We start from the raw sequence: 24,493 nt of genomic DNA on the forward strand, positions 1-24,493 counted from the left end.
ATCATGAGCCAGGACCCTACCGACCAGAGCCGCCGCAAGTTCCTCGCCAGCAGCACCGTGCTCGGTGCCGCCGGCGCACTGTGGAGCGCATTGCCGTTCACCGATTCCGCCCATGCCGCCCTTTCAGGAGATCCCATGACCGCCGACCTCATCTTGTTCAATGGCAAGTTGCACACTGTTGACCGCGAGAAGCCCACCGCCAGCGCCGTCGCCATCAAGGACGGCAAGTTCCTCGCCGTGGGCAGCGACGCCGAAGCCATGGCCCACAAGGGTGCCGCCACGCAGATCATCGACCTCAAGCAGCGCACGGTGATCCCCGGCCTCAACGACTCGCACCTGCACCTGATCCGCGGTGGCCTGAACTACAACCTCGAACTGCGCTGGGAAGGCGTGCCGTCGCTGACCGACGCCCTGCGCATGCTCAAGGACCAGGCCGAGCGCACGCCGACCCCGCAGTGGGTGCGCGTGGTCGGCGGCTGGAACGAGTTCCAGTTCGCCGAGAAACGCATGCCCACGCTGGAAGAGATCAACCAGGCCGCGCCGGACACCCCGGTGTTCCTGCTGCACCTCTACGACCGTGCGCTGCTCAACCGCGCCGCGCTCAGGGCGGTGGGCTACACCAAGGACACGCCCAATCCCCCGGGCGGCGAGATCCAGCGCGACAAGTTCGGCAACCCCACCGGCATGCTCATCGCCCGGCCCAACGCCACCATTCTCTACGCCACCCTGGCCAAGGGGCCGAAGCTGCCGCTGGAATACCAGGTCAACTCCACCCGCCAGTTCATGCGCGAGCTCAACCGCCTCGGCCTGACCAGCGCCATCGATGCCGGCGGCGGCTACCAGAATTACCCGGACGACTACCAGGTGATCCAGGAGCTGGCCAACAACGACCAGCTGACCGTGCGCATCGCCTACAACCTGTTCACCCAGAAGCCCAAGGAAGAACTGGCCGACTTCAAGAACTGGACGCAGAAGGTCAAGCCGGGCGACGGCAACGACTTCTTCCGCCACAACGGCGCCGGCGAGATGCTGGTGTTCTCCGCCGCCGACTTCGAGGACTTCCTCGAACCGCGTCCGGACCTGCCGCAGACCATGGAGCAGGAGCTGGAGCCGGTGGTGCGTCACCTGGTCGAGCAGCGCTGGCCGTTCCGTCTGCACGCTACCTACGACGAGTCGATCTCGCGCATGCTCGATGTGTTCGAGAAGGTCAACCGCGACATCCCGTTCAATGGCCTGCCATGGTTCTTCGACCATGCCGAAACCATCACCCCGCAGAACATCGAGCGGGTCCGGGCACTGGGCGGTGGCATCGCCATCCAAGACCGCATGGCTTTCCAGGGTGAGTATTTCGTCGACCGTTATGGCGCCAAGGCCGCCGAGCACACTCCGCCGATCAAGCGCATGCTCGACATGGGCGTGCCGGTGGGGGCGGGTACCGACGCTACCCGGGTGTCCAGCTACAACCCGTGGACTTCGCTGTACTGGATGGTCAGCGGCAAGACCGTCGGCGGGCTGGAACTGTATCCGGAAGGCCTGAGCCGCGAGACCGCGCTGCAGCTGTTCACCCATGGCAGCGCCTGGTTCTCCAGCGAGCAGGGCAAGAAGGGGCAGATCAAGGTCGGCCAGCTAGCGGACCTGGCGGCGCTATCGTTGGACTTCTTCAGTGTTGATGAAGAGGCGATCAAGGGCATCGAGTCGGTGCTGACCATCGTCGACGGCAAGGTGGTGTACGGCGCTGCGGAGTTCGACAAGCTCGGCCCTGCGCAGGTGCCGGTGTTGCCGGAGTGGTCGCCGGTGGCCAAGGTGCCGGGGCATTGGCGTGCCGGGGCACCGATGGTGGCGGCGCTGCACCAGTGTGTCGGGCCGTGCGGGGTGCATGCCCACAGCCATGAGAAGGCGCGGCATTCCAGTGTGCCAGTGAGCGATTATCAGGGCTTCTGGGGGGCGCTGGGTTGTTCCTGCTTCGCGTTCTGAGTGGGCCTGGGGCTGCAACGCAGCCCCAGTATCTAAGCCATGTCGCTGATGGCGAACTCCTCCGCCAGATGATCGATCAACGACCGCACCGACGGCAGCAACCCCCGCCGCGACGGGAAGATCGCATGCACGATGCCGCAACGCGGATGCCAGTCCGGTAGCATCTCCACCAACCGCCCCGCCGCCAGGTCCTCGCGCACTGCCACCCTGGGCAGGTGCGCGATCCCCACGCCCGCCACCACGAAATGCCGCAGCGCGAACAGGTCGTCGGTGACCATCCGTGGTTTGTGTGGGATCACCAGGCTGCGGCTCATGTCCTCACCCTGGAACAGCTCCCACTGGTATTCACGCTGGGCACCGCCCCAATGCACGCTGGGCAGCTCACTGAGCTGCTGCGGATCAAAGCCTGTCGCAAGTTGTTCGCGGAACGACGGGTGCCCGACCAGGCACTGGGTGCTGTTGCTCAGCACCTTCATCACCATGTCGGTGTTCTCCAGCGGCGGGAAACGCACCCGCAGCGCCACGTCGAAGCCTTCGTGCAGTAGATCGACGCGGCGGTTGGTGCTCTCGATGAACAGCTCCACCTGCGGGTACTTGAGCATGTAGCGGGTGAGCATCGGCCCGACCCAGGAGTTGAGCAGGGTGGTCGGGCAGCTGATGCGCACCAGCCCGCGCGGCTCGCTGCGGTTGCGCTCGATGATCTCGGCGGCGCCCTCGGCCTCCACGCGCATGGCCAGGCAGCGGTTGTAGTAGGCCTGGCCGATCTCGGTCAGCGAGCAGTGCCGGCTGGTGCGGTGCAGCAGGCGCACGCCGAGGCGCTCCTCCAGGTCGGCGATGCGCCGGCTGAGCTTGGACTTGGGCATGTCCAGCGCCCGCCCGGCCGGGGCGAAGCCACCGTGCTCGACCACCTGGGTGAAGTAGTAGAGGGAGTTGAGGTCTTCCAAGGGGCACAGTCCATGCGGTGGGCGGTTTGTGGGGGGCGGGCTTTTCCCGCGAAATACCCTTTATCGTTTAAAAAACAGAACGATAAGGCCAATTTTCGCAGCCTACCGTGTCAAAGGTGATGAATCCACCCTCCCTATTAGCGGGTTAGGTAGGAATATGTGAGCCCTAGAAGCCCCATCAAAAGCATCCAGGTCGAGGCGTTAAGGCGCTTTTTTATATGGTGGGGAAGTCGTTTGATATCGTCGGGATCAAGTAATCCACGCCTGATAAAGTGCTGGGGGAAGAAGGCGAGCGGGGCAATCCCGCATACCAATGAAAGCCGAGAGCAGAAACCGCTTTCTCCCCATATTTTTTTGAGACGTTCGAGGGCGACTGTTCTGTCCAGTGATTCAATTAGTGTCGGATAGTGCCTTGAGCACGCAAGTTGGATGTCAAGGGCTACACCTGAAAGCCCAATCAGAAAAGGAAAGGCTTTAAGTGAAATTTCCCATGCGAATTGCCAGGAATCACTCATTGTTCAATGTGTTCGTAGATCACGTTGCCTTGGCACTCCAATAAGAGGAGTAGAAGCCGAGAGCTGTGGTCATGATAAGCGATTTTGTAATTGATACGAGATGAAGGTGTGGTCGATGGGATGAATTATGATTGTTAGTGAGTTCGTTCTCGATCATGTTGCATTCTCTACTTTTTATTGGCTGGCTTTTATTGTTCGATTATTTATTTGGCGGACTAAATTATTGAGTATGTAACTGTGCCCCAGCACAGGCCGATGATGGCAAGCCAGCATGAGCCAATCATCCGTCTGCGCAAAAAGCTTGGAAGTGAATAGTATTCTTTCTGATCGAGTATGTTGTTTCTGATGCTGTATGTTGGAAATAGTATAACTGCGCACAGCCTATATATAAGGCGGAGCCTGAATTTCAAAAAACGCAGGTTGAAGTTTTTAGCTGCTGTGTCCAGTTCTATCGTTTTCGGTAAAGCGGCTGTGAGCATGGAAAAGTTTTTTCCAACTGCCAAATGGCCACTCATGAAAATGCTCGTAAAACACAAGATTATGGGGCCTAGGGTGAAAATTATTCTCAGCCCGAGCGATAGACTAGAGAATTCAGTCGGTGGTGAAATCATAAAGCACCTCCCCCAAAGCCTCACCTGCGCCACCAATACTTGTAGCCCCTAGAAAAGCTCCGGTACCCACTATGCCAATCATGCAAATAGAGCTACCAGCTCCTTTGGTTATTGTTTTGGCAGCTATAGTACAGACTATGCGGCCGGTCATCTCTCCAACTTTCGCCCCGGCCCCGCCACCTGCCATGCCGCCGATAAAACTACCCGTTTCTTTGAGTCGGACCTTCTTGCAGTTTTCGGTTTCGCCAGCTCTACATGCCTCATAGATTTTAAGTATGCTATTGCTGAAGCCTAGTCCGATACCGACATGGCCGCCATATTGAAGGAACTTAGAGGTTTTTGCTACTTCGTCCAAGTGCGACGCGTACCCGGGGATCTGTCCAGGAGCTCCTGCTTTTGACCAGTGATGCACGAGGCTCTTCGTCGATATTCCCAGCCCTCTCTTCAATGACGAGTGATCGCCCAAACTCAGGTGTCTATTGAGAAATGCACTGCGCAGCTGCGATTCAAGCTGGTGGTAAAGTTTTTTGCGGGAGGCGAAGAACTGCGAGCTATTAAGATGCCCATGTTTCATAAACTCTTGTTGGTGGAGCCGTTCAATACCTTTTAGCGTATCCTCCACTCGCCCCAAACTGTAGGCCAGCATATCCTTACCTACGCCCATCGACTGGCTAGCACCATTGAGTAAACCGGCGATTTCACCGATGTGCTGCATCATGAAATCCGCTTCGCTCTCGTCCAGCCCAGTCAGTGCCACTCGCGCCCGCTCGGCGGCAGTCATCAATTCAGCCTCTTCACGCGTACAAGCATGCCCGTTGTCCGGATCACCGATCACGAAGATCTCGCCCGCCTTGAACCCTTGTGCAAAGGTCGGATTGAGGCGTTGCAACCGGGCGATGGGGGCTGCATTGCCAGCGTCGAACAGTTTCATGAGCAGCTGTGCAAAGGTGCTGTGACGCTGGACGATGTGGAAGCCTGGCTCGAGGCTCCCCGGCATCGCCGAGACGGAGGACCTGGAGTTGGCAAAGGCTTGCGCTGGCGAAGGCGAGGGCCTTTGCGCTGGTCGTGCCGTGGCTGCTTCGGGTGGGGGGTGGTGGCAGCCTGTGGCGCGGCTTGATGTTGTGATTGGGCGATGACGTAATTGCTGCCGGGTGGGCAACCGCACTTTACCGGTGTGCCATCGACCACGCTGGGGATACCGTCCTGTCGCCAGCGTGTTTCGCCGTTGACGAGCGTACCTTCTTCGCCGCAGTGAGGGCAGGCGGTGGTCTTGTCGCCTTGCAGCAGCCAGCGGCGGCCACCGACCTTGCCTCTGGCCTGGCTGGCGATGCAGATGGCGCCAGTGCTGGTGAGGTCGCCTTCCAAGCCTTGGCCTTTGCCGAAGATGCTGACGCGTGTGTTCATGGGTTACTTCCTTGATAGGGAAGCACTGCACGCTAGCAGCTGGAAACAGGGTATTTTCGCGGGCTGGCCAGTTAGGGAAATGTCCTACGCAGGTTGCAGTTATGGACTGCCGGAGCTTTACAAGGTTTGTCGAGAGTAATGCTCTGTTGGTGGGGACCGACCCTGTGTAGGGCGGTCCCTTTCAAGGCATTGGTTGTTGTGCGATCAGTTGGACGATTGGCTCTCGATACCTTCGAGCATCGCTTCGGTCAGCCCCTCGGCCATCTCCACTGCATGCAGGCTGGCCCACAAAAGACTCTTGCCCGTGTCGTCCATGTGGTCGAGGGCCTTGTAGCCGACATCATAGGCACTGCGCAGGTACTCGGCGACATGCACCAGGGCGTCGTGGGCGTTGATATTGGGGTTGACCGCGAACAGCGGTGGGTGGCCGGCGTCGCATTTGCCGAAGGGGTGGCGGCGGGTGTCGGGGAGGGGTGGGTCGGGGACGATTTTTTTCATGGTCAAGCTCCGATAGAAATTGACCGGCACCGTCCGTTTCCACGCGAAGGGTGGCGGCTGTACACGGGGTGGAAAACCAGGTCATCGGAGAACCCCGGCAGGCCTTGCGGCCTCCCGCGTACAGCTGCCGTTACGACAGACAATCCGATAACCAACCAGCCGGGTTTCCACGCCCGATCGCTGAACCGACAGCGACCCGGTCAGCCTAGAGGGCATGATTTCACCGGACAATCAGAAGGGTATCGACAGACTTTGTAGGGTATTTCCTTGGATGTAGCTTGCCTAGCGAGAAAAGTCTTCAGGAGTTGTGGGAGCTATCTGGCGATGTTGAATGCGCGCGGTTTTCCGGTGATCCTGAGTAATGGCCACCAGGCGCAAGCCTGTAGGGCTATGGCGTCTATCAGATCGAGCGCCGCCCGCGCGGCGCATCGCGACACAAGGCCGCTCCTACATCTGTTTCGGGCCATTCAATCCTGTGCCATTACCTGGTCCGCCTTGTTGGTTCGACGCGATTTCAATGTGGGCACCACTGCCGTCCCACCTGTCTCAAGGCATGCGTCAAGGCAGGCAACCATGGCCTGACAGGTTCGGCACGTTGCAACAAATGTAGGAGCGGCCTTGCGTCGCGATGCGCCGCGCGGGCGGCGCTCGATCTCATGGGCGAAATAACCCTCGAGACATGCACATGAGGCCCTCAATCCTCATCCGACGCAAACAACCGCTCCAGCTCCAGCCGCGCCTCCTTGGCCGTCTGCATCACCTTGGCCCGGTCGTCGCGCACATGCCCCTGGGCCTCCAGCACCTGCTCGTCATGCTCGGTGAAGCGGGCAATGCGATCCGCCGCCTGGGCCTCGGTCAGTCCCAGCCCGACCAGCGCCCGCCGGCTCATCTCCAGGCTGGAATGGAAGGTCTCGCGAATCGGCTCGGCGCCCACGTCCACCAGCTTGTGCACATGCTGGCGGTTGCGCGCCCGGGCGATGACCTTCAGGTGCGGGTACAGGCGCTTGACCCGCTCGGCCGTGCGGGTCGCGGCCTCGGGGTCGTCGATGGTGATGATCACGTACTCGGCTTCGCCGACCTTGGCCGCATGCAGCACCTCGCTGCGCGACGGGTCGCCGTAGAACACCGGCACCTGCTCGAACATGCGGGTCATCTCGATGGTGTCCACCGAGGTTTCCAGGGCGACGAAGGGGATCTTCTGCGCGCGCAGGATGCGCGCCACGATCTGGCCCATGCGGCCCATGCCGACGATCACCACCCGTGGCGTGCCAGCGTCGATCTGCTTGTACTGCTCGGGCACTTCCCGGGCGGGTTGCGGGCGCTTGAGGGCGCGGGCGCAGCCAATCATCAACAGCGGGGTGAGGGCCATCGACAGGGTGATGGTCATCAGCAGCAGGTCGTAGGTCAGGGTGTCGAACAGGCCCTGGTCCTTGCCCAGCTTGAACACCACGAAGGCAAATTCGCCACCGGCCGCCAGTACCATGCCCAGGCGCAGGGCGCTGGCGCTGGTCAGGCCCCCGGCGATGCGGCCGACGCCAATCAGCAGCACCAGTTTCACCGCGATCAACAGCACGGTCATGCCCAGTAGCACCAGCGGCATTTCCAGCAGCAGGCGCAGGTTGGCGCCCATGCCGACGCTGATGAAGAACAGCCCCAGCAGCAGGCCCTTGAACGGCTCGATCTGCGATTCCAGCTCGTGGCGGTACTCGGAGTCGGCCAGCAACAGGCCGGCGAGGAAGGCGCCCAGGGCCATGGAAATACCGGCTTCCTCCATCAGCCAGGCGGTGCCGATCACCACCAGCAGCGCGGTGGCGGTGGACACCTCCGGCAGGCCGGTGCGGGCAACGGTGCGAAACAGCGGGCGCAACAGGTAGCGACCGCCAACGATGACGATGGCGATGCTGGCGAATACTTTCAGGCCATGTTCGAAGCTATCGCCGTGGCTGGTGTCCGGGCCGCTCGCGGCCAACAGCGGCACCAGGGCGATCAACGGGATGGCGGCGATGTCCTGGAACAGCAGGATGGCGAAGGCCAGGCGGCCGTGGGGCGCGTTGAGCTGCTTGCTCTCGGCCAGGCTCTGCAGGCCCAGGGCGGTGGATGACAGCGCCAGGCCCAGGCCGAGCACGATGGCCGCCGGCAAGGTCTGGCTGAAACCGAACAGGGCGATGGCGCCGAGCGCCGCGCCGGTCAGCACCACCTGCGCGGTGCCGACGCCGAACACTGACTTGCGCATCAGCCACAGGCGCCGGGGCGACAGCTCCAGGCCGATGATGAACAGCAGCAGGACAACGCCCAGCTCGGAGATGTGCGCGACGCTCTCGGTGTCGCGGATCAGCCCCAGGGCCTGCGGGCCGATGGCCACGCCGGCCAGCAAGTAGCCGAGCACGGCGCCCAGTTGCAGGCGCTTGGCCAGGGGCACGGCGACCACGGCGGCGAGGAGGAAGATGACGGCGGTTTGTAGAAGGCTGCCTTCGTGTGGCATTGCGCGGACTCCTTGAACTGCGTGCGGCAGCGTTTGATGCAACAGCTTATGCCATCGATGAAAGAGGCGGGCATTTTCGGGCGGCAAGGGAAACGGGACAATCCTGGGGTTTCAGGAAGCAGCGTTCTGAAAGTGGAACCTTATATAGGCTATTCGCGGGCAAGCCCGCTCCCACAGGTTCAATAATGGACCCTGTGGGAGCGGGCATTGTCCGCGAATGCGGTCGAACAGAGGCCGCTTATTGCAGATTTGCCTTCAGCGCCTGCGCCGCCTGGTCCATGGCACTGCGCACGCTGGGCACGTCGCTCAGCACGTTGAGCAGGCCGTAGTCATGGATCAGGCCGTTGTAGCGCACGGCGGTCACCGGAACCCCGGCGGCGTCCAGCTTGCGGGCGTAGGCTTCGCCTTCGTCGCGCAGCACGTCCATCTCGGCGGTCTGCACCAGGGCCGGTGGCAGGCCTTGCAACTGCTCGAGGCTGGCGCGCAGCGGCGAGGCATGGATGTCGTCGCGCTGGCGCGGGTCGGTGGTGTAGTTGTTCCAGAACCACTGCATCATGTTGCGGGTCAGGAAGTGACCTTCGGCGAACTGGTTATACGAGGCGTTGTTGAAGTTGGCGTCGGTCACCGGCCACAACAGGGCCTGGAAGCGCAGCTTCGGCGTGCCGGCCTCCTTGGCCTTCAGTGCCACCACTGCGGCCATGTTGCCGCCGGCACTGTTGCCGGCTACCGCCAGGCGGCTGCCGTCCACGCCGATCTCCTTGCCGTGCTCGGCGACCCAGCGGGTGGCGGCATAGGCCTGGTTGATCGCGGTGGGGAACTTCGCTTCTGGTGATCGTTGGTAGTCGACGTATACCGCTGCGGCACCCGAGCCCACCACCAGGTCACGAATCAGGCGTTCATGGGTGGAATAGTCGCCCAGCACCCAGCCACCGCCATGGAAGTACATGAACACTGGCAGGTCACCCTTTGCGCCTTCAGGCCGCACGATGCGAATTTCCAGCGGCTGGCCATCGACCTGGATGGTCCGGCGTTCGACGCGAATCCCCGAGAGGTCCACCTTCACCCCGGCTTGGGCACCGGTCAGTACCGCGCGGGCATCCTGGGGCGAGAGGGTTTCCAGCGGCTTGCCGCCACCTGCGGCCAGGGTATCGAGGAAGCCCTGGGTGGTGTGCTCGACACCGGGGCTGCCGGCGGCGAAGGCGCTGTTTACGGCGAGGGTCAGCAGGCCGGCGGTCAAGGTGTGGGACAGTTTCATGGTCTAGCTCCTTTGGGGTTCGAGTCGTGGCTCGGTTCTGGTTGCTGAGGACGAAGGGTCATGATCGTTCTCTGGGTTCTGCTCAATGGCAGCGTCGACTGCTTGCTGCGTGAGACAAATAATGTGCGCTAATATTTAGCGTGCAAAATATATTTCCGCTATGACACTGATTGAGTGCGTCTTGGCTGGATGCTGTGGGAGCGGGTTTACCCGCGAACACCCGCGAAGCGGGTGCCTGGCTCCGCGGTGCCTGTTTCGCGGTTGAACCCGCTCCCACAAGGGGCTGGCATCAAGTGCTGGGTCGGTACTGTAACGCTTCCGCCAGGTGCGCCCTGGCGATGGCTTGCGCGCCCTCCAGGTCCGCCAGCGTGCGGGCCACCTTCAGCAGCCGATGCGCTGCCCGCAACGACAGCGTCAGCCGTTCGCAGGCCTGCTCCAGCCAGGCCTGGTCCACCGACTCCAGCGGGCAATGTCGGCGCAGCCCCTTGAGGTCGAGGAAGGCATTGGCGCAGCCCTGCCGACGCTGCTGCAGCGCCCGTGCCTCGGCCACCTTCTGGCCAACGCTGGCACTGGTCTCGCCACTGGGCTGGTGGGTCAGCACGGTACTTTCCCGGGCCACCGTCAGGTGCAGGTCGATGCGGTCGAGCAGCGGGCCGGACAGCTTGTTGCGGTAGCGCTGGACTTGTTCGCTGCTGCACCGGCAGCGGCCGGTGGGGTCGCCCAGGTAGCCGCAGGGGCAGGGGTTCATGGCCGCCACCAGTTGGAAACGCGCCGGAAAGCGTACGCGGTCTTTGGCTCGGGCCACCACGATCTCGCCGGACTCCAGCGGTTCGCGCAGCACCTCCAGCACGCGCCGTTCGAACTCGGGCAGCTCGTCGAGAAACAGCACACCATGGTGCGCCAGGGTGATCTCGCCGGGTTGCGGCCGGCTGCCGCCGCCTACCAACGCGGGACCTGAGGCCGAATGGTGCGGGTGGCGAAACGGTCGCTGTGGCCAGCAGTCGAGCGGAGCGTGGCCGCTGACCGAGCGAATCGCCGCCACCTCCAGCGCCTCGCGTTCGTCGAGCGGCGGTAGCAGCCCCGGCAAGCGGCTGGCGAGCAAGGTCTTGCCGGTGCCTGGCGGGCCGGTGAACAACAGGTTATGCGCCCCGGCCGCGGCGACCAGCAGGGCCCGCTTGGCCGCGATCTGGCCCTGGACTTCGCTGAGGTCCGGATAGGGGCGTTGTTCCAGCAGCAGGCCATTGGCCGCGTAGGGAGACAGCGCGGGTTGGCCGTTCAGGTGGGCCACCAGTTCGCGCAGGTGCCCCATCGCATACACCACCAGGCCGCTGGCCAGGCTGGCTTCCTCGGCATTTTCCCGTGGCACCACCAGCGCCCGGCCCGCATCCCGGGCCGCCAATGCCGCGGGCAGCACGCCCTGCACCGGGCGCAAGGCGCCCGACAGGGCCAGTTCGCCCAGGCACTCGATGTCGTCGAGGGTGGCCACCGGTACCTGGCCATTGGCGGCGAGGATGCCCAGGGCGATGGCCAGGTCGTAGCGGCCACCGTCCTTGGGCAGGTCGGCGGGGGCGAGGCTCTGGGTGATGCGCCGGGCCGGGTAGTCCAGGCCGGAGTTGACGATGGCGCTGCGGACCCGGTCCTTGCTCTCCTTGACCGTGGTTTCCGGCAGGCCGACCAGGGTGAGCGTGGGCAGGCCGTTGGCCAGGTGGGTTTCGACGCTGACGGCGGGGGCCTGCACGCCGACCTGGGCGCGGCTGTGGACGAGGGCGAGGGACATGGGCACTCCGTGTTTGCGTGTAAGGGGCCGCGTCCTGCGGCCTGGCAAAGCTTAGTGGTGCTCCTGGGCGGGTGGACGAGAAGAGTGCGTCGAGGTTTTTCCGGGTCAGCCCGCCTTTCTGACTGTTGTATCTGGACAGGGCGAGGCTAAGGTCTAGAATGTGGTCACAACGTAGCTACAAAGTGCTTAAGGGGAGTCTCATGGCCCATACCGAAGTCGTTCGCACGCGCATCGATAGCGAACTGAAGACCAACGCGACAAGAATCCTGGAGGAAATGGGCATCACCGTTTCCCAGGCCATCCGCATGATGCTGGTCCAAGTCGTACAGACCAAGGCGCTGCCGTTCGAAGTGAAGGCTTTGTCGCTAAACGAGCGAGCCCGCCAGGTAATGGAAGCCCAGGACCGTGAGCGTACCGTGCAGACGCATGACAACGCCGAGGCGTTGTTCAAGGACCTGGGTATTTGAGTCAAGGGTCTATTCGAACAGGTAGTTGTGTGGGCCGGTCTGTTCCAAGGTGATGGTGCCGGCTCTGATGTCGCATTGGTAGATTAGCCACCAGTCGTAACTGACGAGGCAGCACCAGCGACCGGGCGCCCCTACCAGCTGACCATCACAGTGCCTGGGCGGCAGCGGGAGCTGCTTTTCCAGGTGGCGGATGACATCCTTGAAGGCGGCAAGGTCTGGGCCCCTGCTTAGTTGCAACCGAAAGTCGGCCCGGAATTGTTCGGTGGTCTGGATTTTGAACATTGGAGGCCTCCCGCCGGGTTGCGCGACGGGAGTTTCGGTTGGGGTTGGCACTCCAGGTTCGCGTGAAAGCCGCAGCCTGCGGCTTGGCAAAGCTTAGTGGTGCGCTTGGGGAGGTGGACGAGAAGAGTGCGTCGAGTTTTGTCCGGCCTGGCACTCAGTACTGTTGGCGCCTGCCGCCCGAGGCTGCCTGCCGCAGATCACCGGAATCCCCGAACCCCGCGCCCGTGCCAGCAGCTCCTCGGTATCGTCGCCGCCCGGCAGCGCCAGCACCAGGTCGGGCCGGCTGTCACGCAGCATAAAGACGTTGCGCAAGCGCTCGGCCAGCTTGCCGTGCAGCTGCCAGTTGGGCGGGTAGCGCACGATGTCGGCGCCCTGTTCGCGGGCCCAGCCTTCGATCTCGCCGCCCAGGTGCTGGCTGCCGCCGTGGATCAGTACCCGGATCGGTTGCTGGCGCTGGAGGGCGTCCAGCGCCTGGCGGCAGCGTTGGCTGTCGGCGTAGTTGCGCCCTGCGCAGATCAGTACGCGCATGCCCACCCCCTCAGAACCACTGGCCGAAGCGGCGGATGTACAGGGTCTTCATGCCCTGGGCCACCAGGCAGTAGCCCAGCAGGGTGGCGGCCAGCCACGGGAAGTATTCCCACGGCAGCGGCACCAGCCCGACCATCGCTCCCAGCGGCGAGAACGGGATGTAGATGCCCAGGCACATGACCAGGCCGGTGGCCAGGATCACCGGCAGCGCCGCGGTGCTCTGGAAGAACGGCACCTTGCGGGTGCGCAGCATGTGCACCACCAGCGTTTGTGACAGCAGCCCCTCGATGAACCATCCGGACTGGAACAGCGCCTGCATTTCCACGCTGTTGGCGGCGAACACGTACCACATCAGGGCGAAGGTGGTGATGTCGAAGATTGATGAAGTAGGGCCGATCCACAGCATGAAACGGCCGATGTTGCGGGCATCCCACTTGCGTGGCTCGCGCAGGAACTCCTTGTCCATGCGGTCCCACGGCAGCGACAGCTGGGAGAAGTCGTACATCAGGTTCTGCAGCAGCAGGTGGATCGCCAGCATCGGCATGAACGGGATGAACGCGCTGGCCACCAGCACCGAGAACACGTTGCCGAAGTTGGAGCTGGCGGTCATGCACAGGTACTTCATGATGTTGCCGAAGGTTTCACGGCCCTTGAGCACGCCTTCTTCCAGCACCATCAGGCTCTTTTCCAGGAGGATGATGTCGGCTGACTCCTTGGCGATGTCGGTGCCGCTGTCCACCGAGATGCCCACGTCGGCATCGCGCAGCGCCGGGGCGTCGTTGATGCCGTCGCCGAGGAAGCCCACGGTGTGGCCGTTGGCCTGCAGCGCCTTGAGCACCCGCGATTTCTGCAGCGGGGTGAGCTTGGCGAACACCGTGCGTTCTTCGGCCAGCGCCTTGAGCTGGGGATCGTCCAGACGCTCGATATCCTGGCCAAGCAGCGGCTGGCCCGGTTCCAGGCCGACTTCACGGCAGACCTTGCAGGTGACCACCGGGTTGTCGCCGGTCAGCACCTTCACCTTCACCCCCATCTCGCGCAGCGCGGCGATGGCCGGGCCGGCGGTTTCCTTGGGCGGGTCGAGGAAGGTCAGGAAGCCTTGGATCACCAGCTCGCGCTCGTCATCGGTGTGGTACTGGGGCTTGCCGGCGGCGGCCGGAATGTCGCGGGTGCCGACCAGCAGCACGCGGAAACCGTCCTGGTTGTAGGCGCTGGCGGTGGCCAGCAACTGCTGGCGTCGCCCGGCATCCAGGGCGACCCGCTGACCGCCTTCTTCCACGTGGGTGGCGATGGCCAGCATTTCCTCGACGGCGCCCTTGCTCACCAGCAAGTGATTGCCCAGGGCATCCTTGACGATCACCGACAGACGCCGGCGGATGAAGTCGAAGGGCAGCTCGTCGACCTTGGCGTAGGCATAGGGGGGCTGGAAGCCCTGGTCTTCGCCGGCGAAACGCAGCACGGCCTGGTCCATCAGGTTCTTCACGCCGCTCTGGTGGTGGCTGTTGAGCCAGGCCAGCTCGAGCAGGCGCGGGTCCTTGTGGCCGCTGGCGTCGACGTGGTGCTCGAGGATGATGCGGTCCTGGGTCAGGGTGCCGGTCTTGTCGGTGCATAGCACATCCATCGAGCCGAAGTTCTGAATGGCGTTGAGGCGTTTGACCACCACCTTGCGCCGGGCCATGGCCACGGCGCCCTTGGCCAGGTTGGCGCTGACGATCATCGGCAGCATTTCCGGGGTCAGGCCAACGGCCACGGCCAGGGCGAACAGGAAGGCGTCGCTCCAGTCGCCCTTGACCACGCCGTTGAGCATGAACACCACCGGCACCATCACCAGCATGAAGCGGATCAACAGGCGGCTGACGCTGTTCACCCCACGGTCGAAGGCGGTTTGGCTGCGCGAGCCGACGATGGCCTTGGCCAGCGAACCGAAATAGGTGCGCTTGCCGGTGGCCACCACCACGGCGCGGGCGCGGCCGCTAACCACATTGGTGCCCATGAAGCCGATGTTGGGCAGATCCAGCAGGCCGCTTTCATCGTTGGCACTGTCGGCGGCGGACTTCTGTGCGACGTGGCCGAGGGTGTCGTACTTTTCCACCGGCAGCGCTTCGCCGGTGAGCACCGCCTGGCTGATGAACAGGTCGCGGGACTCGATGAGGCGAATATCGGCGGGGATCATGTCGCCGGCGGCCAGTTGCACGATATCGCCGACCACCAGTTCGCTCATCGGCACTTCGCGCAGGCGCGCCGGCTGGTCGTGGCGCTCGCGGCGCAGCACGGTGGCGGTGGTACGGACCATGGCCTTGAGCGCATCGGCGGCCTTGCCCGAGCGGTACTCCTGCCAGAAGCGCAGCAGGCTGCTGAGGCTGACCATGGTCATGATGATGATGACTTTGGTCAGGTCCGCTTCTTCCAGGTCGCCGGCGCGTAGCGGCAACCAATAATCGGTGACGAAGCTGATGCCGGCGAGGGTGAGCAGCACATAGATGAAGGGGTTGTGCAGGGCCTTGAGCAGTTGCACCAGGGCCGGTTGCGGCTTGTCATGGGCAACCTGGTTGGCGCCATCGCGCTGCAGGCGCTTGGCGGCTTCGTGCTCGGTCAGGCCAAGCTCGCTGGCGTCGAGGTTGGCCAGGGTCACGGCCAGGCCGTTGCGTGCCTCACGGGCGGCGCGCATGGACAGGCGGGCATCGTCGCTGGCTTTGCTGTGGGTGTTGCGGTCTTTAACGGTCATTTGGCTGTGCTCCTGCCGCAGGAGGCGGCACGACACACAGTCGACTCACGGTAGGGAAGGTGAGTGAACGTGTCCCGTGTCGCAATGATTCAAACAATGAAAAACGTGATTTTTCCGACGTTTACGTGTTCGCTGGCGAATGCCGGAAATAAGATCGGCAGCGAACTTTCTACTGGCTGATTCCATGGTCGGTTAATGCCTTTGTTAAAAGGTGGGCAATAGAATTCCAACAAACTTTAATTGCTTAAAGTTCGGAAGTTTCTGACGATTTAAATAGTGTCAGTTCAGCGAGCGGACAGCATCGCGCGCATCACTGCAGGCAGCAACGGGCGCGCTATCGACTGGGTGGTTCCAGGGACGAGGGCAGGGCCCAGCCGAGGACAGGACGGTATGGGGCCTTGTACGTACAGGCGCACAGGCGAGGGATGGCGATATCGAGGTTCATGAGCTTGCCTCCGACCGGGCGGGCACCCGGGGCGGCAAGCTACGGCGGAGCAACAGGCTCTGGCGCGGCTTGCCCGACCTAGGGGCGGGCCCGGAGTTCCGGTTCAAGTGCCTGGCGGCCAACGGCTACCAGACAGCGACTAGATACTGTGTCCATTGAATTCTTCGTGAGTTGAAATAAAGGCCCGCTTTTCGGGGCGGGTGAACTTTATGCAAAGCATAGCGGGGAAGTCAACCGGGAAGGCGTAACTTAAATAAGTTTCATCTGTAGGGAAGTGAATTAATGCAATGCACTGCGCAAGTGCTATCGCGGGGCAAGCCCGCTCCTACAGGTTGGCGTAGTACCTGTAGGAGCGGCTTTAGCCGCGAACACCGGCGAAGCCGGTGCCATCCACCGCGTCGCTTGCTTCGCGGCTGAAGCCGCTCCCACAGGGTGCGTGGCTCCTGCCGGGTCAAGGCAGAAGCGGGCATTTGATCAGGCCTTGGCGCCCAGGATGATGTGCGAGGCCTTGATCAACGCAGTAGCCTTCGCGCCAGGCTTGAGGCCAAGGTCCTGTACCGCTTCGCGGGTGACGATGGCATACACCTCGGTGCCGCCCGACAGCTTCAGCACCACCTCGGCATTCACCGCGCCGTCGCCGACCCGCACTACTTCGCCTTCCAGGCTGTTGCGCGCAGACAGCTTGTAGCCGGCGGCATCGGTCATCAGCACCACCCAAGGCGCCTTGACCAGCGCCACGGCCTGCTTGCCGACATTGATGTTGAGGTTGTGCAGGCTGGCCATGGTGACCACCGCTACCAGCTTCTCGCCACCGGCGAGGGTCAGTTCGACCTCGGCGTTGACCGCACCTGGCTTGATATCGCTGACCGAACCTTCAAAGACATTACGGGCACTGACTTTCATGGCAAACACTCCGTGTATCGATTGTTATTCTGCGGTGGGCGGTGCCATCCGGGTTTCCAGATCGGCGACTTGCTTTTCCAGCGCCTCAAGACGGGCACGGGTACGGGCCAGCACCACCATCTGGCTGTCGAACTCTTCGCGGCTGACCAGGTCGAGCTTGCTGAAGGCACCCTGCATCAACACCTTGAACTGGCTCTCGAGCTCGGCGCGGGGTTGTGCGGTGTCGCCGCTGAACAGGCGCGAGGCCTGGTCGCTCAGGGCGTCGAGAAAGGCTTTGGGGGCGAGCATGTCTGGCTATCCGCTGATCAGTGAAAGGCCAGGAGTGTAGCACGCCGCCAACGACCACCTGCGCTGCACGCTTTTCGCGCAGGGCGGCCAAAGGTCGCGCACCGAAGTTGTGCAGCTTTTCCCTGCTGGCAACTGGCCAATCCGCCCCTTTTCGCGCAAGTCGCTGTTTTTGGAAGCTTTGCCTGAGCTGGCAAGGTTTCTGCAAAGACCTTGGCGAGCCATGCACTGATGCGAGCCGTCGTGACCAGGCAGTGCCAGGCTCACCGAGGCCCTTGTTTTCGCCGTGATGCGTTTCAGCGCGGAGCAGGGCGCCGACGACGCGTTACAAAGCCAGGCGCTGCGCTTAGACTTGAGACGGGTTTGTTTTCCTGGGGCAAGTCCACCAAATCGGGAGAGAGTTTCATGAAGCTAGTCACTGCCATCATCAAGCCGTTCAAGCTGGACGACGTGCGCGAGTCGCTGTCGGAAATCGGCGTGCAGGGCATCACCGTGACCGAAGTCAAAGGCTTCGGCCGGCAGAAGGGGCACACCGAGTTGTACCGCGGCGCCGAATACGTGGTCGACTTCCTGCCCAAGGTGAAGATCGACGTCGCCATCGACGACAAGGACCTGGACCGCGTGATCGAAGCCATCACCAAGGCCGCCAACACCGGCAAGATCGGCGACGGCAAGATCTTCGTGGTCAATCTGGAGCAGGCGATCCGCATCCGTACCGGCGAAACCGATACCGACGCGATCTAAGCCGCAACAAAAGCCTCACCAAACCCAACGCCCCAGGAGAAAACAACATGACTCTGCGCAAGATCGCAGGGCTAGGAGCCCTATTGTCCCTCGTAATGCCAGGGCTGGCCCTGGCCGAGGAAACGGCCGCCCCGGTGCTCAACTCGGGCGACACCGCCTGGATGCTCACCTCGACGGCGCTGGTCCTGTTCATGACCATCCCGGGCCTGGCCCTGTTCTACGGCGGCATGGTGCGCTCGAAGAACGTGCTGTCGGTGATGATGCAGTGCTTCGCCATCACCGGGCTGATCAGCATCCTGTGGGTCATCTACGGCTACAGCCTCGCCTTCGATACCGCCGGTATGGAAAAGGGCGTGCTCAACTTCAATTCCTTCATCGGTGGCTTCTCCAAGGCCTTCCTCAGCGGCGTCACGCCGTCGGGCCTGACCTCCGCCACCGCGCTGTTCCCCGAAGCGGTGTTCATTACCTTCCAGATGACCTTCGCCATCATCACCCCGGCGCTGATCGTCGGTGCCTTCGCCGAACGCATGAAGTTCTCGGCCATGCTGATCTTCATGGGCGTGTGGTTCACCCTAGTCTATGCGCCGATCGCGCACATGGTCTGGAGTGGCGACGGCGCGCTGATGTGGGACTGGGGCGTGCTGGACTTCGCCGGTGGCACCGTGGTGCACATCAACGCCGGTATCGCCGGCCTGGTCTGCTGCCTGGTGTTGGGCAAGCGCAAGGGTTATCCGACCACGCCGATGGCCCCGCACAACCTGGGCTATACCCTGATGGGCGCGGCCATGCTGTGGATCGGCTGGTTCGGCTTCAACGCCGGTTCCGCCGCCGCGGCCAACGGCACTGCCGGCATGGCCATGCTGGTGACCCAGATCGCCACCGCCGCCGCCGCCCTGGGCTGGATGTTCGCCGAGTGGATCTTCCACGGCAAACCCAGCGCCCTGGGCATTGCCTCGGGCGTGGTCGCGGGCCTGGTGGCCATCACCCCGGCCGCCGGCACGGTTGGCCCGATGGGCGCGCTGGTGATCGGCCTGGTATCCGGCATCGTCTGCTACTTCTGCGCCACCAGCCTCAAGCGCAAGCTGGGTTATGACGACTCCCTTGATGCCTTCGGCGTACACGGCATCGGCGGCATCATCGGCGCCCTGCTCACCGGCGTGTTCGCCGCGCCTGCCCTGGGTGGCTTCGGCGCGGTGACCGACATCGCCGCGCAGTTCTGGATCCAGGCCAAGGGCGTGATCTTTACCGTGGTCTACACCGCCATCGTCACCTACGTGATCCTCAAGGTGCTCGACCTGGTGATGGGGCTGCGGGTCAGTGAAGAAGAAGAGTCGGTTGGCCTCGACCTGGCGCAACACAACGAGCGCGGCTACAACCTGTAACCGCCCCGTGGGAAAACTTGCCCGGTTCGCCGGGCATTTTTTTGCCTGTAGTTTGGTGCTTGGCGGCGGGCAAACGGTTTCGCGGTCCTGTTCGCGACCTGGGCCGAAAACTTACAAGTCATTGGGCGTTTCTGGTGCTTTGCTTTTTTCGCGAGCGCGCTAGAATGCGCGCCGAAGAGTGAAGGACGAGTAGTCCACACACTTCGCCACCCTTTGCTAGGCTTGCCAATAGCCTGTGGCCAGCAAGGGTCAAACACGATTTCGTCAGGCCTTGCCAGGAGCGGGGCCTGCAGGGTGCCGGGTCCCTCACCAGGGGGCGGACATCCAGGGCAGTGGCCAACCCACGGCCAGTTGAATTTTCACTGGTGGCTGCCGGTCTACGGCTGCGCCGGTCTATAACTAACCTGCTTTTCGCAAGTCATGAGGTAGAACATGAGCGACGACGATCTGGAAAATGATGACCTCGAAGTAGGCGACGAAGACGAGGGTGATGAAGGCCTGGAAGCTGCGGCTGACGACGGCGCGGAAGACTCCGGCGACGACGACAGCAGCCCGGCGCCTGCGGCCAAGGGCAAATCCAAGGCGGCGGTCTCGGTAGACGAGATGCCGAGCATGGAAGCCAAGCAGAAAGAGCGCGATGCGCTGGCCAAGGCGATGGAAGAATTCCTGTCGCGCGGTGGCAAGGTGCAGGAAGTGGAGGCCAACGTGGTCGCCGATCCGCCCAAGAAGCCGGACAACAAGTACGGCAGCCGCCCTATCTGAGTGGTTGAATGCAAAAAAGCCCGCCGTCGCTGCGGGCTTTTTTGTGCCTGTCAGGTTGGCAAGGCCGCTCCTACAGGGATGGTGCACTGCCTGAAGATGTGGGATGGGGAATATGAAGTAGGTCAGCGCCAGCGCGCGAGCACGTCGGGCAACTGCGACAGCCGCTGGATCTCGGCATCCGGCGCCGTTTCACCGCTCCAGGGCTTGTGCTGCGGGTTGAACCACACCGCGCGCAACCCGGCGCGCTGGGCGCCGGCGATGTCGTCGCCCGGGTGGTCGCCGACGTGCACCGCCGCCGCCGCGTCCGCCTCACCCCGTTTCAGCGCCTCCATGAACGGCGCCGGGTCGGGCTTGCCAATCCCCAGGTCCTCGGCACACAGCGCGAACTTGAAGTAGTCCGACAAGCCGAGCCTGCGTACATCGGCATTGCCATTGGTGACCACGCCAAGGGTGTAGTGATGGCGCAGGATTTCCAGCACCGGCTGCACTTCGGGGAACACCTCCACCTGGTGCCGGGCATGCAGGAATACCTCGAAGCCTTCGTTGGCCAGCTCCAGGGCGTGCTTCTCGCTGTAACCGACCTCTTCCAGGGCATGGAACAGTACGCGCCGGCGCAGCGCGCTGATGCGGTGCTTGAGGCCTGGTTCGGCCTGTACCAGGCGCTCGCGGATGGCGAACAGGTGCTCCACCGGCACGCCGCCGAGGATCGGCGCGTTGGCTTCGAGCCAGTCGCGCAGCACGACTTCGGCGCTGGCGATGACCGGCGCGGTGTCCCACAAGGTGTCGTCGAGGTCGAAGGTGATCAGCTTGATGCTCATGAGTCCGTGCCCTTGCTGCGTTTGGCCCGTGGATGGGCGCTGTCGTACACCGCCGCCAGGTGCTGGAAGTCCAGGTGGGTGTAGATCTGCGTGGTGCTGATGTCGGCATGGCCGAGCATCTCCTGCACCGCGCGCAGGTCCTGGGACGATTCCAGCAGGTGGCTGGCGAAGGAATGGCGAAGCATGTGCGGGTGCAGGTGCTGGCCTAGCTCGCGCTCGCCGGCGGTCTTGACCCGCATCTGGATGGCGCGGGGGCTCAGGCGCTTGCCCTGGCGGGTGATGAACACCGCGTCGTCCAGCGGGCCGCCGATGCCGCGCAGGCGCAGCCAGGCCTGCAACGCCTCGCGGGCCTTGCGCCCGACCGGCAGCACGCGGCTCTTGCCACCCTTGCCGAGCACCTGCACCAGGCCGGCGGCCAGGTCCAGCTGGGCAAGGTCGAGGCCGGTCAGCTCCGACAGGCGCAGGCCGGATGAGTAGAACAATTCGAGGATGGCCTGGTCGCGGCGGGCGATGAAATCATCGTCGACGCCGCCGTCGAGCAGTTGCAGGGCGCGGTCGGTGTCCAGTGCCTTGGGCAGGCGCCGCTCGCCCTTGGGCGGCGTCAGGCCGTTGGCCGGGTCGTGCTGGCACAAGCCTTCGCGGTTGAGGTAGCGGTACAGGCCGCGCACCGCCGAGAGCAGGCGCGCCAGGCTGCGCGACGACTGGCCGTGATGGTGCTGGCGCGCCACCAGCTGACGCAGCTGCTGGACTTGCAGCCCGGCCCAGCCGGCGATGCCTTGGGCATTGCAGAACTCGATGACCTTATCAAGGTCGCGGCGGTAGGCCAGCAGGGTGTGCTCGGACACCTGGCGCTCGTTGCGCAGGTGCGCGCAATAAGCTTCCAGCTGGCGTTCCATCAGCGCACCGAGCGCAAGGTCTGGGTGAAGCGTGGGACCACGCGGCCGAGCACTTCGGCAATGTAACTGAGGAACAGGGTGCCGACGCTGCTCTTGTAGTGCTGTGGGTCGCGGCTGCCGATCGCCAGCACGCCATGCAGGCCCTGGTACTCCAGGGTGGCCACGGCGCTGGAGCCGACCTCCTTGTGCTGCGCCTCACCGAACAGGAAGGCCAGCTCATGCTCGCGCAGGCTGCCGCTGGTGGTCTTGCCTCCGGCGATCAGGCCGCCGATCGCTTGTTGCGCCTCGGCTCCGGACACCCAACGGCCGACCGGCGCGGCGTTTTCACCGAACAGTATCAGGCTGACGAAGGGCACCTGGAACTCCTGACGGAGGCTGTCCTCGACCGCCATCACCACTTCTTCCAGGCTGTTGGCATCCAGCAGGTCGAGGATCAGCCGGCGGGTCTTGTCGAACAGCCGGTCGTTGTCGCGGGCCACGTCCATCAGTTGCGACAGGCGATGGCGCATCTCGATGTTGCGGTCGCGCAGCAGCTTGAGCTGGCGCTCCACCAGCGACACGCTGTCGCCGCGCTGGTGGGGAATGCGCTGCTCGACCAGCAGTTCGTCGTGCTCGGCGAAGAACGTCGGGTGGGCGCGCAGGTAGGCGACCACGGTGTCGACGTCGAGCTCGGGTGTAGCGGTAGGCTGATCGGTCATGGCGGATACTCGCTTAGAGACGAACTTGTCCTTCGAATACGCGTACGGCTGGGCCGGTCATCAACACCGGCTTGCCGGGGCCGGCCCATTCGATGCTCAGGCGCCCGCCCGGCAGGTCGATGGTCACCGGCGAATCCATCCAGCCTTGGCTGATGGCCGCTACGGCAGCGGCGCAGGCGCCGGTGCCGCAGGCCAGGGTCTCGCCGGCGCCACGCTCCCAGACCCGCAGGTTGGCGCGGTGGCGGTCGATGACCTGGATGAAACCCGCGTTGACCCGCTGCGGGAAGCGCGGGTGATGTTCGATCCTCGGTCCCAGCTCGTGCACCGGCGCGCTACGCACGTCATCGACGCGCAGCACCGAATGCGGGTTGCCCATGGACACGGCGGCAATCTGGTGCACTTTGCCATCGACTTCGAGCGGGTAGCTCAGCGCCTGCTCATCGGCGATGAACGGGATCTCGGCGGGCACGAAACGTGGCGGCCCCATGTCGACGCAGACTTGGCCATCGTTGCGCACGTCCAGTTCGATGATGCCGCCCTTGGTCTCGACGCGGATGCGTTTCTTCGCGGTCAGGCGCTTGTCCAGCACGAAGCGGGCAAAGCAGCGCGCGCCGTTGCCGCATTGCTCGACCTCGGAACCGTCGGCGTTGAAGATCCGGTAGCGAAAGTCCACCTCCGGGTTGTTCGGCGCCTCGACGATCAGCAACTGGTCGAAGCCGATGCCGGTGTTGCGATCGCCCCATTGCTTGGCGTGCTTGGGTTGGATATGCGCGTGCTGGCTGACCAGGTCGAGGACCATGAAGTCGTTACCCAGCCCATGCATCTTGGTAAAGCGCAGCAACATGGGCTTACTCCGGCAGCAGGCTTTCGCCGGCGAACAGTTCGGGGATGGTTTCGCGGCGACGCACCTCGAAGGCCTGGTCGCCATCGACCAGTACTTCGGCGCAACGGCCACGGGTGTTGTAGTTGGAGCTCATGACGAAACCATAGGCGCCCGCGGAGCGCACGGCCAGCAGGTCACCTTCGGCGAGGTCGAGCATGCGGTCCTTGGCGAGGAAGTCGCCGGTCTCGCAGATCGGCCCGACCAGGTCGTAGGCCCGGCCTTCACCGTCGCGCGGCGTGACCGCGCTGACGTCCATCCAGGCCTGGTACAGGGCCGGGCGGATCAGGTCGTTCATCGCCGCGTCAATGACGGCGAAGTCCTTGTGCTCGGTGTGCTTGAGGTATTCCACGCGGGTCAGCAGCACGCCACCGTTGGCGACGATGTAGCGGCCTGGCTCGAACACCAGAGCCAGTTCGCGGCTGCCGACACGTTCACGAATGGCTTTGATGTAGTCGGCCAGTACCGGCGGCTGCTCGTCTCGGTAGCGCACGCCGACACCGCCGCCGAGGTCGAGATGGCGCAGGTGGATGCCGCACTCGGCCAGGCGGTCGACCAGCACCAGCAGGCGGTCGAGGGCGTCGAGGAAGGGCTCGACGCTGGTCAGTTGCGAACCGATATGGCAATCAACGCCGACTACATCCAGATTCGGCAACTGCGCGGCGCGCACGTACAGGGTCTCGGCGTCGGCGATGGCAATGCCGAACTTGTTCTCTTTGAGGCCGGTGGAAATGTACGGATGAGTGCCGGCATCGACATCCGGATTCACCCGCAGCGACACCGGGGCCACTTTGCCCAGCTCGGCCGCCACGGCTTGCAGGCGCTCGAGCTCGTCGGCGGATTCGACATTGAAGCAGTGCACGCCGACTTCCAGGGCGCGGCGCATGTCGGCGCGGGTCTTGCCAACCCCGGAAAACACCACGCGATCGGCGCGGCCACCGGCGGCCAGCACGCGCTCCAGTTCACCGCCGGAGACAATGTCGAAGCCCGCTCCCAGGCGCGCCAGCAGGTTCAGCACGCCCAGGTTGGAGTTGGCCTTGACCGCGAAGCACACCAGATGCTCGACCCCTTGCAGGGCCTCGGTGTAGCTGCGGTACTGGGCCTCGATATGAGCGCGCGAATACACATAGGTGGGGGTGCCGAAACGTTCGGCGAGCGCCGTCAGGGCTACCCCTTCCGCGAACAGCTCGCCGTCGCGGTAGATGAATGCATCCATGGGAT

22 protein-coding genes are annotated in these 24,493 nt (G+C 63.5%); 5 read left to right on the plus strand and 17 right to left on the minus strand.

From position 1 onward, the window contains the following. The first annotated feature begins 135 nt into the window (after nucleotides 1–135). Nucleotides 136–1,974, plus strand: coding sequence for an amidohydrolase (locus tag HU772_RS00640; protein WP_186653156.1), 1,839 nt, complete (start codon nucleotides 136–138; stop codon nucleotides 1,972–1,974). A 32-nt stretch (nucleotides 1,975–2,006) separates the two neighbouring features. On the opposite strand, the gene HU772_RS00645 is transcribed toward HU772_RS00640, so the two are convergent. The 7 genes from HU772_RS00645 to HU772_RS00670 form a co-directional block, all read right to left on the minus strand. Further along, nucleotides 2,007–2,918, minus strand: a complete 912-nt coding sequence (locus tag HU772_RS00645; protein WP_186652643.1) for a LysR substrate-binding domain-containing protein — start codon at nucleotides 2,916–2,918, stop codon at nucleotides 2,007–2,009. A 1,106-nt stretch (nucleotides 2,919–4,024) separates the two neighbouring features. Then, nucleotides 4,025–4,975, minus strand: coding sequence for a hypothetical protein (locus HU772_RS00650; protein ID WP_225923076.1), 951 nt, complete (start codon nucleotides 4,973–4,975; stop codon nucleotides 4,025–4,027). Continuing rightward, on the minus strand, nucleotides 4,972–5,448 hold the full coding sequence (locus HU772_RS24890) for a PAAR domain-containing protein (RefSeq protein ID WP_225923078.1): 477 nt from the start codon (nucleotides 5,446–5,448) through the stop codon (nucleotides 4,972–4,974). The genes HU772_RS00650 and HU772_RS24890 overlap by 4 nt, the downstream gene beginning before the upstream one ends. 204 nt (nucleotides 5,449–5,652) lie before the next feature. Then, nucleotides 5,653–5,946: a DUF3077 domain-containing protein gene (locus tag HU772_RS00655; RefSeq protein WP_217858744.1), complete on the minus strand. Its 294-nt coding sequence runs from the start codon at nucleotides 5,944–5,946 to the stop codon at nucleotides 5,653–5,655. A gap of 694 nt (nucleotides 5,947–6,640) precedes the next feature. Continuing rightward, on the minus strand, nucleotides 6,641–8,428 hold the full coding sequence (locus HU772_RS00660) for a monovalent cation:proton antiporter-2 (CPA2) family protein (RefSeq protein ID WP_186662002.1): 1,788 nt from the start codon (nucleotides 8,426–8,428) through the stop codon (nucleotides 6,641–6,643). 238 nt (nucleotides 8,429–8,666) lie between these two features. Next, nucleotides 8,667–9,683, minus strand: coding sequence for an alpha/beta hydrolase (locus HU772_RS00665; RefSeq protein ID WP_186662003.1), 1,017 nt, complete (start codon nucleotides 9,681–9,683; stop codon nucleotides 8,667–8,669). Between the two features lie 289 nt (nucleotides 9,684–9,972). Then, nucleotides 9,973–11,460 carry a YifB family Mg chelatase-like AAA ATPase gene (locus tag HU772_RS00670; RefSeq protein WP_186662004.1) on the minus strand — a complete coding sequence of 496 codons (1,488 nt, stop codon included), beginning with the start codon at nucleotides 11,458–11,460 and terminating at the stop codon, nucleotides 9,973–9,975. A gap of 200 nt (nucleotides 11,461–11,660) precedes the next feature. Between HU772_RS00670 and HU772_RS00675 the strand changes: the two genes are divergently transcribed. Further along, nucleotides 11,661–11,927 carry a type II toxin-antitoxin system RelB/DinJ family antitoxin gene (locus tag HU772_RS00675; RefSeq protein ID WP_186662005.1) on the plus strand — a complete coding sequence of 89 codons (267 nt, stop codon included), beginning with the start codon at nucleotides 11,661–11,663 and terminating at the stop codon, nucleotides 11,925–11,927. Nucleotides 11,928–11,936: 9 nt separating this feature from the next. Here HU772_RS00675 and HU772_RS00680 read toward each other — a convergent pair whose 3' ends face one another. The 5 genes from HU772_RS00680 to HU772_RS00700 all read right to left on the minus strand — a co-directional run bounded on the left by HU772_RS00680 (nucleotide 11,937) and on the right by HU772_RS00700 (nucleotide 17,095). After that, complete coding sequence (locus HU772_RS00680; protein WP_186662006.1) at nucleotides 11,937–12,209, minus strand: type II toxin-antitoxin system RelE/ParE family toxin; 273 nt, start codon at nucleotides 12,207–12,209, stop codon at nucleotides 11,937–11,939. 93 nt (nucleotides 12,210–12,302) lie between these two features. Next, complete coding sequence (locus HU772_RS00685) at nucleotides 12,303–12,737, minus strand: DUF2493 domain-containing protein (RefSeq protein ID WP_225923079.1); 435 nt, start codon at nucleotides 12,735–12,737, stop codon at nucleotides 12,303–12,305. Nucleotides 12,738–12,747: 10 nt separating this feature from the next. Then, entirely contained in the window at nucleotides 12,748–15,459 is a 2,712-nt protein-coding gene (gene mgtA / locus HU772_RS00690) for a magnesium-translocating P-type ATPase (protein WP_186662007.1), read from the minus strand. A 919-nt stretch (nucleotides 15,460–16,378) separates the two neighbouring features. After that, nucleotides 16,379–16,807, minus strand: coding sequence for a TOBE domain-containing protein (locus HU772_RS00695; protein ID WP_186662008.1), 429 nt, complete (start codon nucleotides 16,805–16,807; stop codon nucleotides 16,379–16,381). Between the two features lie 24 nt (nucleotides 16,808–16,831). Continuing rightward, nucleotides 16,832–17,095 (minus strand): accessory factor UbiK family protein, encoded by a 264-nt coding sequence (locus tag HU772_RS00700; protein ID WP_186662009.1) that lies wholly within the window; start codon nucleotides 17,093–17,095, stop codon nucleotides 16,832–16,834. Between the two features lie 402 nt (nucleotides 17,096–17,497). On the opposite strand from HU772_RS00700, the gene glnK reads away from it, so the two are divergent. The 3 genes from glnK (at nucleotide 17,498) to sutA (ending at nucleotide 19,980) form a co-directional block, all read left to right on the plus strand. Beyond that, nucleotides 17,498–17,836, plus strand: a complete 339-nt coding sequence (gene glnK, locus HU772_RS00705) for a P-II family nitrogen regulator (protein WP_002555808.1) — start codon at nucleotides 17,498–17,500, stop codon at nucleotides 17,834–17,836. Between the two features lie 47 nt (nucleotides 17,837–17,883). Beyond that, nucleotides 17,884–19,218, plus strand: a complete 1,335-nt coding sequence (locus HU772_RS00710; RefSeq protein ID WP_186662010.1) for an ammonium transporter — start codon at nucleotides 17,884–17,886, stop codon at nucleotides 19,216–19,218. 432 nt (nucleotides 19,219–19,650) lie between these two features. Continuing rightward, nucleotides 19,651–19,980 (plus strand): dormancy-specific transcriptional regulator SutA, encoded by a 330-nt coding sequence (gene sutA / locus HU772_RS00715; RefSeq protein ID WP_134688994.1) that lies wholly within the window; start codon nucleotides 19,651–19,653, stop codon nucleotides 19,978–19,980. Between the two features lie 122 nt (nucleotides 19,981–20,102). On the opposite strand, the gene HU772_RS00720 is transcribed toward sutA, so the two are convergent. Genes HU772_RS00720 through lysA form a run of 5 tightly spaced genes read right to left on the minus strand, consistent with a single transcriptional unit; the run spans nucleotide 20,103 to nucleotide 24,488 of the window. Continuing rightward, nucleotides 20,103–20,798, minus strand: coding sequence for an HAD family hydrolase (locus HU772_RS00720; RefSeq protein ID WP_186662011.1), 696 nt, complete (start codon nucleotides 20,796–20,798; stop codon nucleotides 20,103–20,105). Further along, nucleotides 20,795–21,694 (minus strand): tyrosine recombinase XerC, encoded by a 900-nt coding sequence (gene xerC, locus HU772_RS00725; protein ID WP_186662012.1) that lies wholly within the window; start codon nucleotides 21,692–21,694, stop codon nucleotides 20,795–20,797. Before xerC ends, HU772_RS00720 begins: the two co-directional genes overlap by 4 nt. After that, nucleotides 21,694–22,392, minus strand: coding sequence for a DUF484 family protein (locus tag HU772_RS00730; RefSeq protein WP_186662013.1), 699 nt, complete (start codon nucleotides 22,390–22,392; stop codon nucleotides 21,694–21,696). The genes xerC and HU772_RS00730 overlap by 1 nt, the downstream gene beginning before the upstream one ends. Nucleotides 22,393–22,405: 13 nt before the next feature. After that, on the minus strand, nucleotides 22,406–23,236 hold the full coding sequence (dapF, locus tag HU772_RS00735; RefSeq protein ID WP_186662014.1) for a diaminopimelate epimerase: 831 nt from the start codon (nucleotides 23,234–23,236) through the stop codon (nucleotides 22,406–22,408). Between the two features lie 4 nt (nucleotides 23,237–23,240). Next, nucleotides 23,241–24,488 (minus strand): diaminopimelate decarboxylase, encoded by a 1,248-nt coding sequence (gene lysA / locus HU772_RS00740; RefSeq protein WP_186662015.1) that lies wholly within the window; start codon nucleotides 24,486–24,488, stop codon nucleotides 23,241–23,243. Nucleotides 24,489–24,493 lie beyond the last annotated feature (5 nt).

The sequence above is a fragment of the Pseudomonas xantholysinigenes genome (assembly GCF_014268885.2).
Lineage (GTDB): Bacteria > Pseudomonadota > Gammaproteobacteria > Pseudomonadales > Pseudomonadaceae > Aquipseudomonas > Aquipseudomonas xantholysinigenes.

Coding starts and splice junctions, on each gene's coding strand:
- HU772_RS00640 (WP_186653156.1), top strand. CDS start 136: ATGACCGCCGACCTCATCTTGTTCAATGGCAAGTTGCACACTGTTGAC.
- HU772_RS00650 (WP_225923076.1), bottom strand. CDS start 4,975: ATGAAACTGTTCGACGCTGGCAATGCAGCCCCCATCGCCCGGTTGCAA.
- HU772_RS24890 (WP_225923078.1), bottom strand. CDS start 5,448: ATGAACACACGCGTCAGCATCTTCGGCAAAGGCCAAGGCTTGGAAGGC.
- HU772_RS00655 (WP_217858744.1), bottom strand. CDS start 5,946: ATGAAAAAAATCGTCCCCGACCCACCCCTCCCCGACACCCGCCGCCAC.
- HU772_RS00660 (WP_186662002.1), bottom strand. CDS start 8,428: ATGCCACACGAAGGCAGCCTTCTACAAACCGCCGTCATCTTCCTCCTC.
- HU772_RS00665 (WP_186662003.1), bottom strand. CDS start 9,683: ATGAAACTGTCCCACACCTTGACCGCCGGCCTGCTGACCCTCGCCGTA.
- HU772_RS00670 (WP_186662004.1), bottom strand. CDS start 11,460: ATGTCCCTCGCCCTCGTCCACAGCCGCGCCCAGGTCGGCGTGCAGGCC.
- HU772_RS00675 (WP_186662005.1), top strand. CDS start 11,661: ATGGCCCATACCGAAGTCGTTCGCACGCGCATCGATAGCGAACTGAAG.
- HU772_RS00680 (WP_186662006.1), bottom strand. CDS start 12,209: ATGTTCAAAATCCAGACCACCGAACAATTCCGGGCCGACTTTCGGTTG.
- HU772_RS00685 (WP_225923079.1), bottom strand. CDS start 12,737: ATGCGCGTACTGATCTGCGCAGGGCGCAACTACGCCGACAGCCAACGC.
- mgtA (WP_186662007.1), bottom strand. CDS start 15,459: ATGACCGTTAAAGACCGCAACACCCACAGCAAAGCCAGCGACGATGCC.
- HU772_RS00695 (WP_186662008.1), bottom strand. CDS start 16,807: ATGAAAGTCAGTGCCCGTAATGTCTTTGAAGGTTCGGTCAGCGATATC.
- HU772_RS00700 (WP_186662009.1), bottom strand. CDS start 17,095: ATGCTCGCCCCCAAAGCCTTTCTCGACGCCCTGAGCGACCAGGCCTCG.
- glnK (WP_002555808.1), top strand. CDS start 17,498: ATGAAGCTAGTCACTGCCATCATCAAGCCGTTCAAGCTGGACGACGTG.
- HU772_RS00710 (WP_186662010.1), top strand. CDS start 17,884: ATGACTCTGCGCAAGATCGCAGGGCTAGGAGCCCTATTGTCCCTCGTA.
- sutA (WP_134688994.1), top strand. CDS start 19,651: ATGAGCGACGACGATCTGGAAAATGATGACCTCGAAGTAGGCGACGAA.
- HU772_RS00720 (WP_186662011.1), bottom strand. CDS start 20,798: ATGAGCATCAAGCTGATCACCTTCGACCTCGACGACACCTTGTGGGAC.
- xerC (WP_186662012.1), bottom strand. CDS start 21,694: ATGGAACGCCAGCTGGAAGCTTATTGCGCGCACCTGCGCAACGAGCGC.
- HU772_RS00730 (WP_186662013.1), bottom strand. CDS start 22,392: ATGACCGATCAGCCTACCGCTACACCCGAGCTCGACGTCGACACCGTG.
- dapF (WP_186662014.1), bottom strand. CDS start 23,236: ATGTTGCTGCGCTTTACCAAGATGCATGGGCTGGGTAACGACTTCATG.
- lysA (WP_186662015.1), bottom strand. CDS start 24,488: ATGGATGCATTCATCTACCGCGACGGCGAGCTGTTCGCGGAAGGGGTA.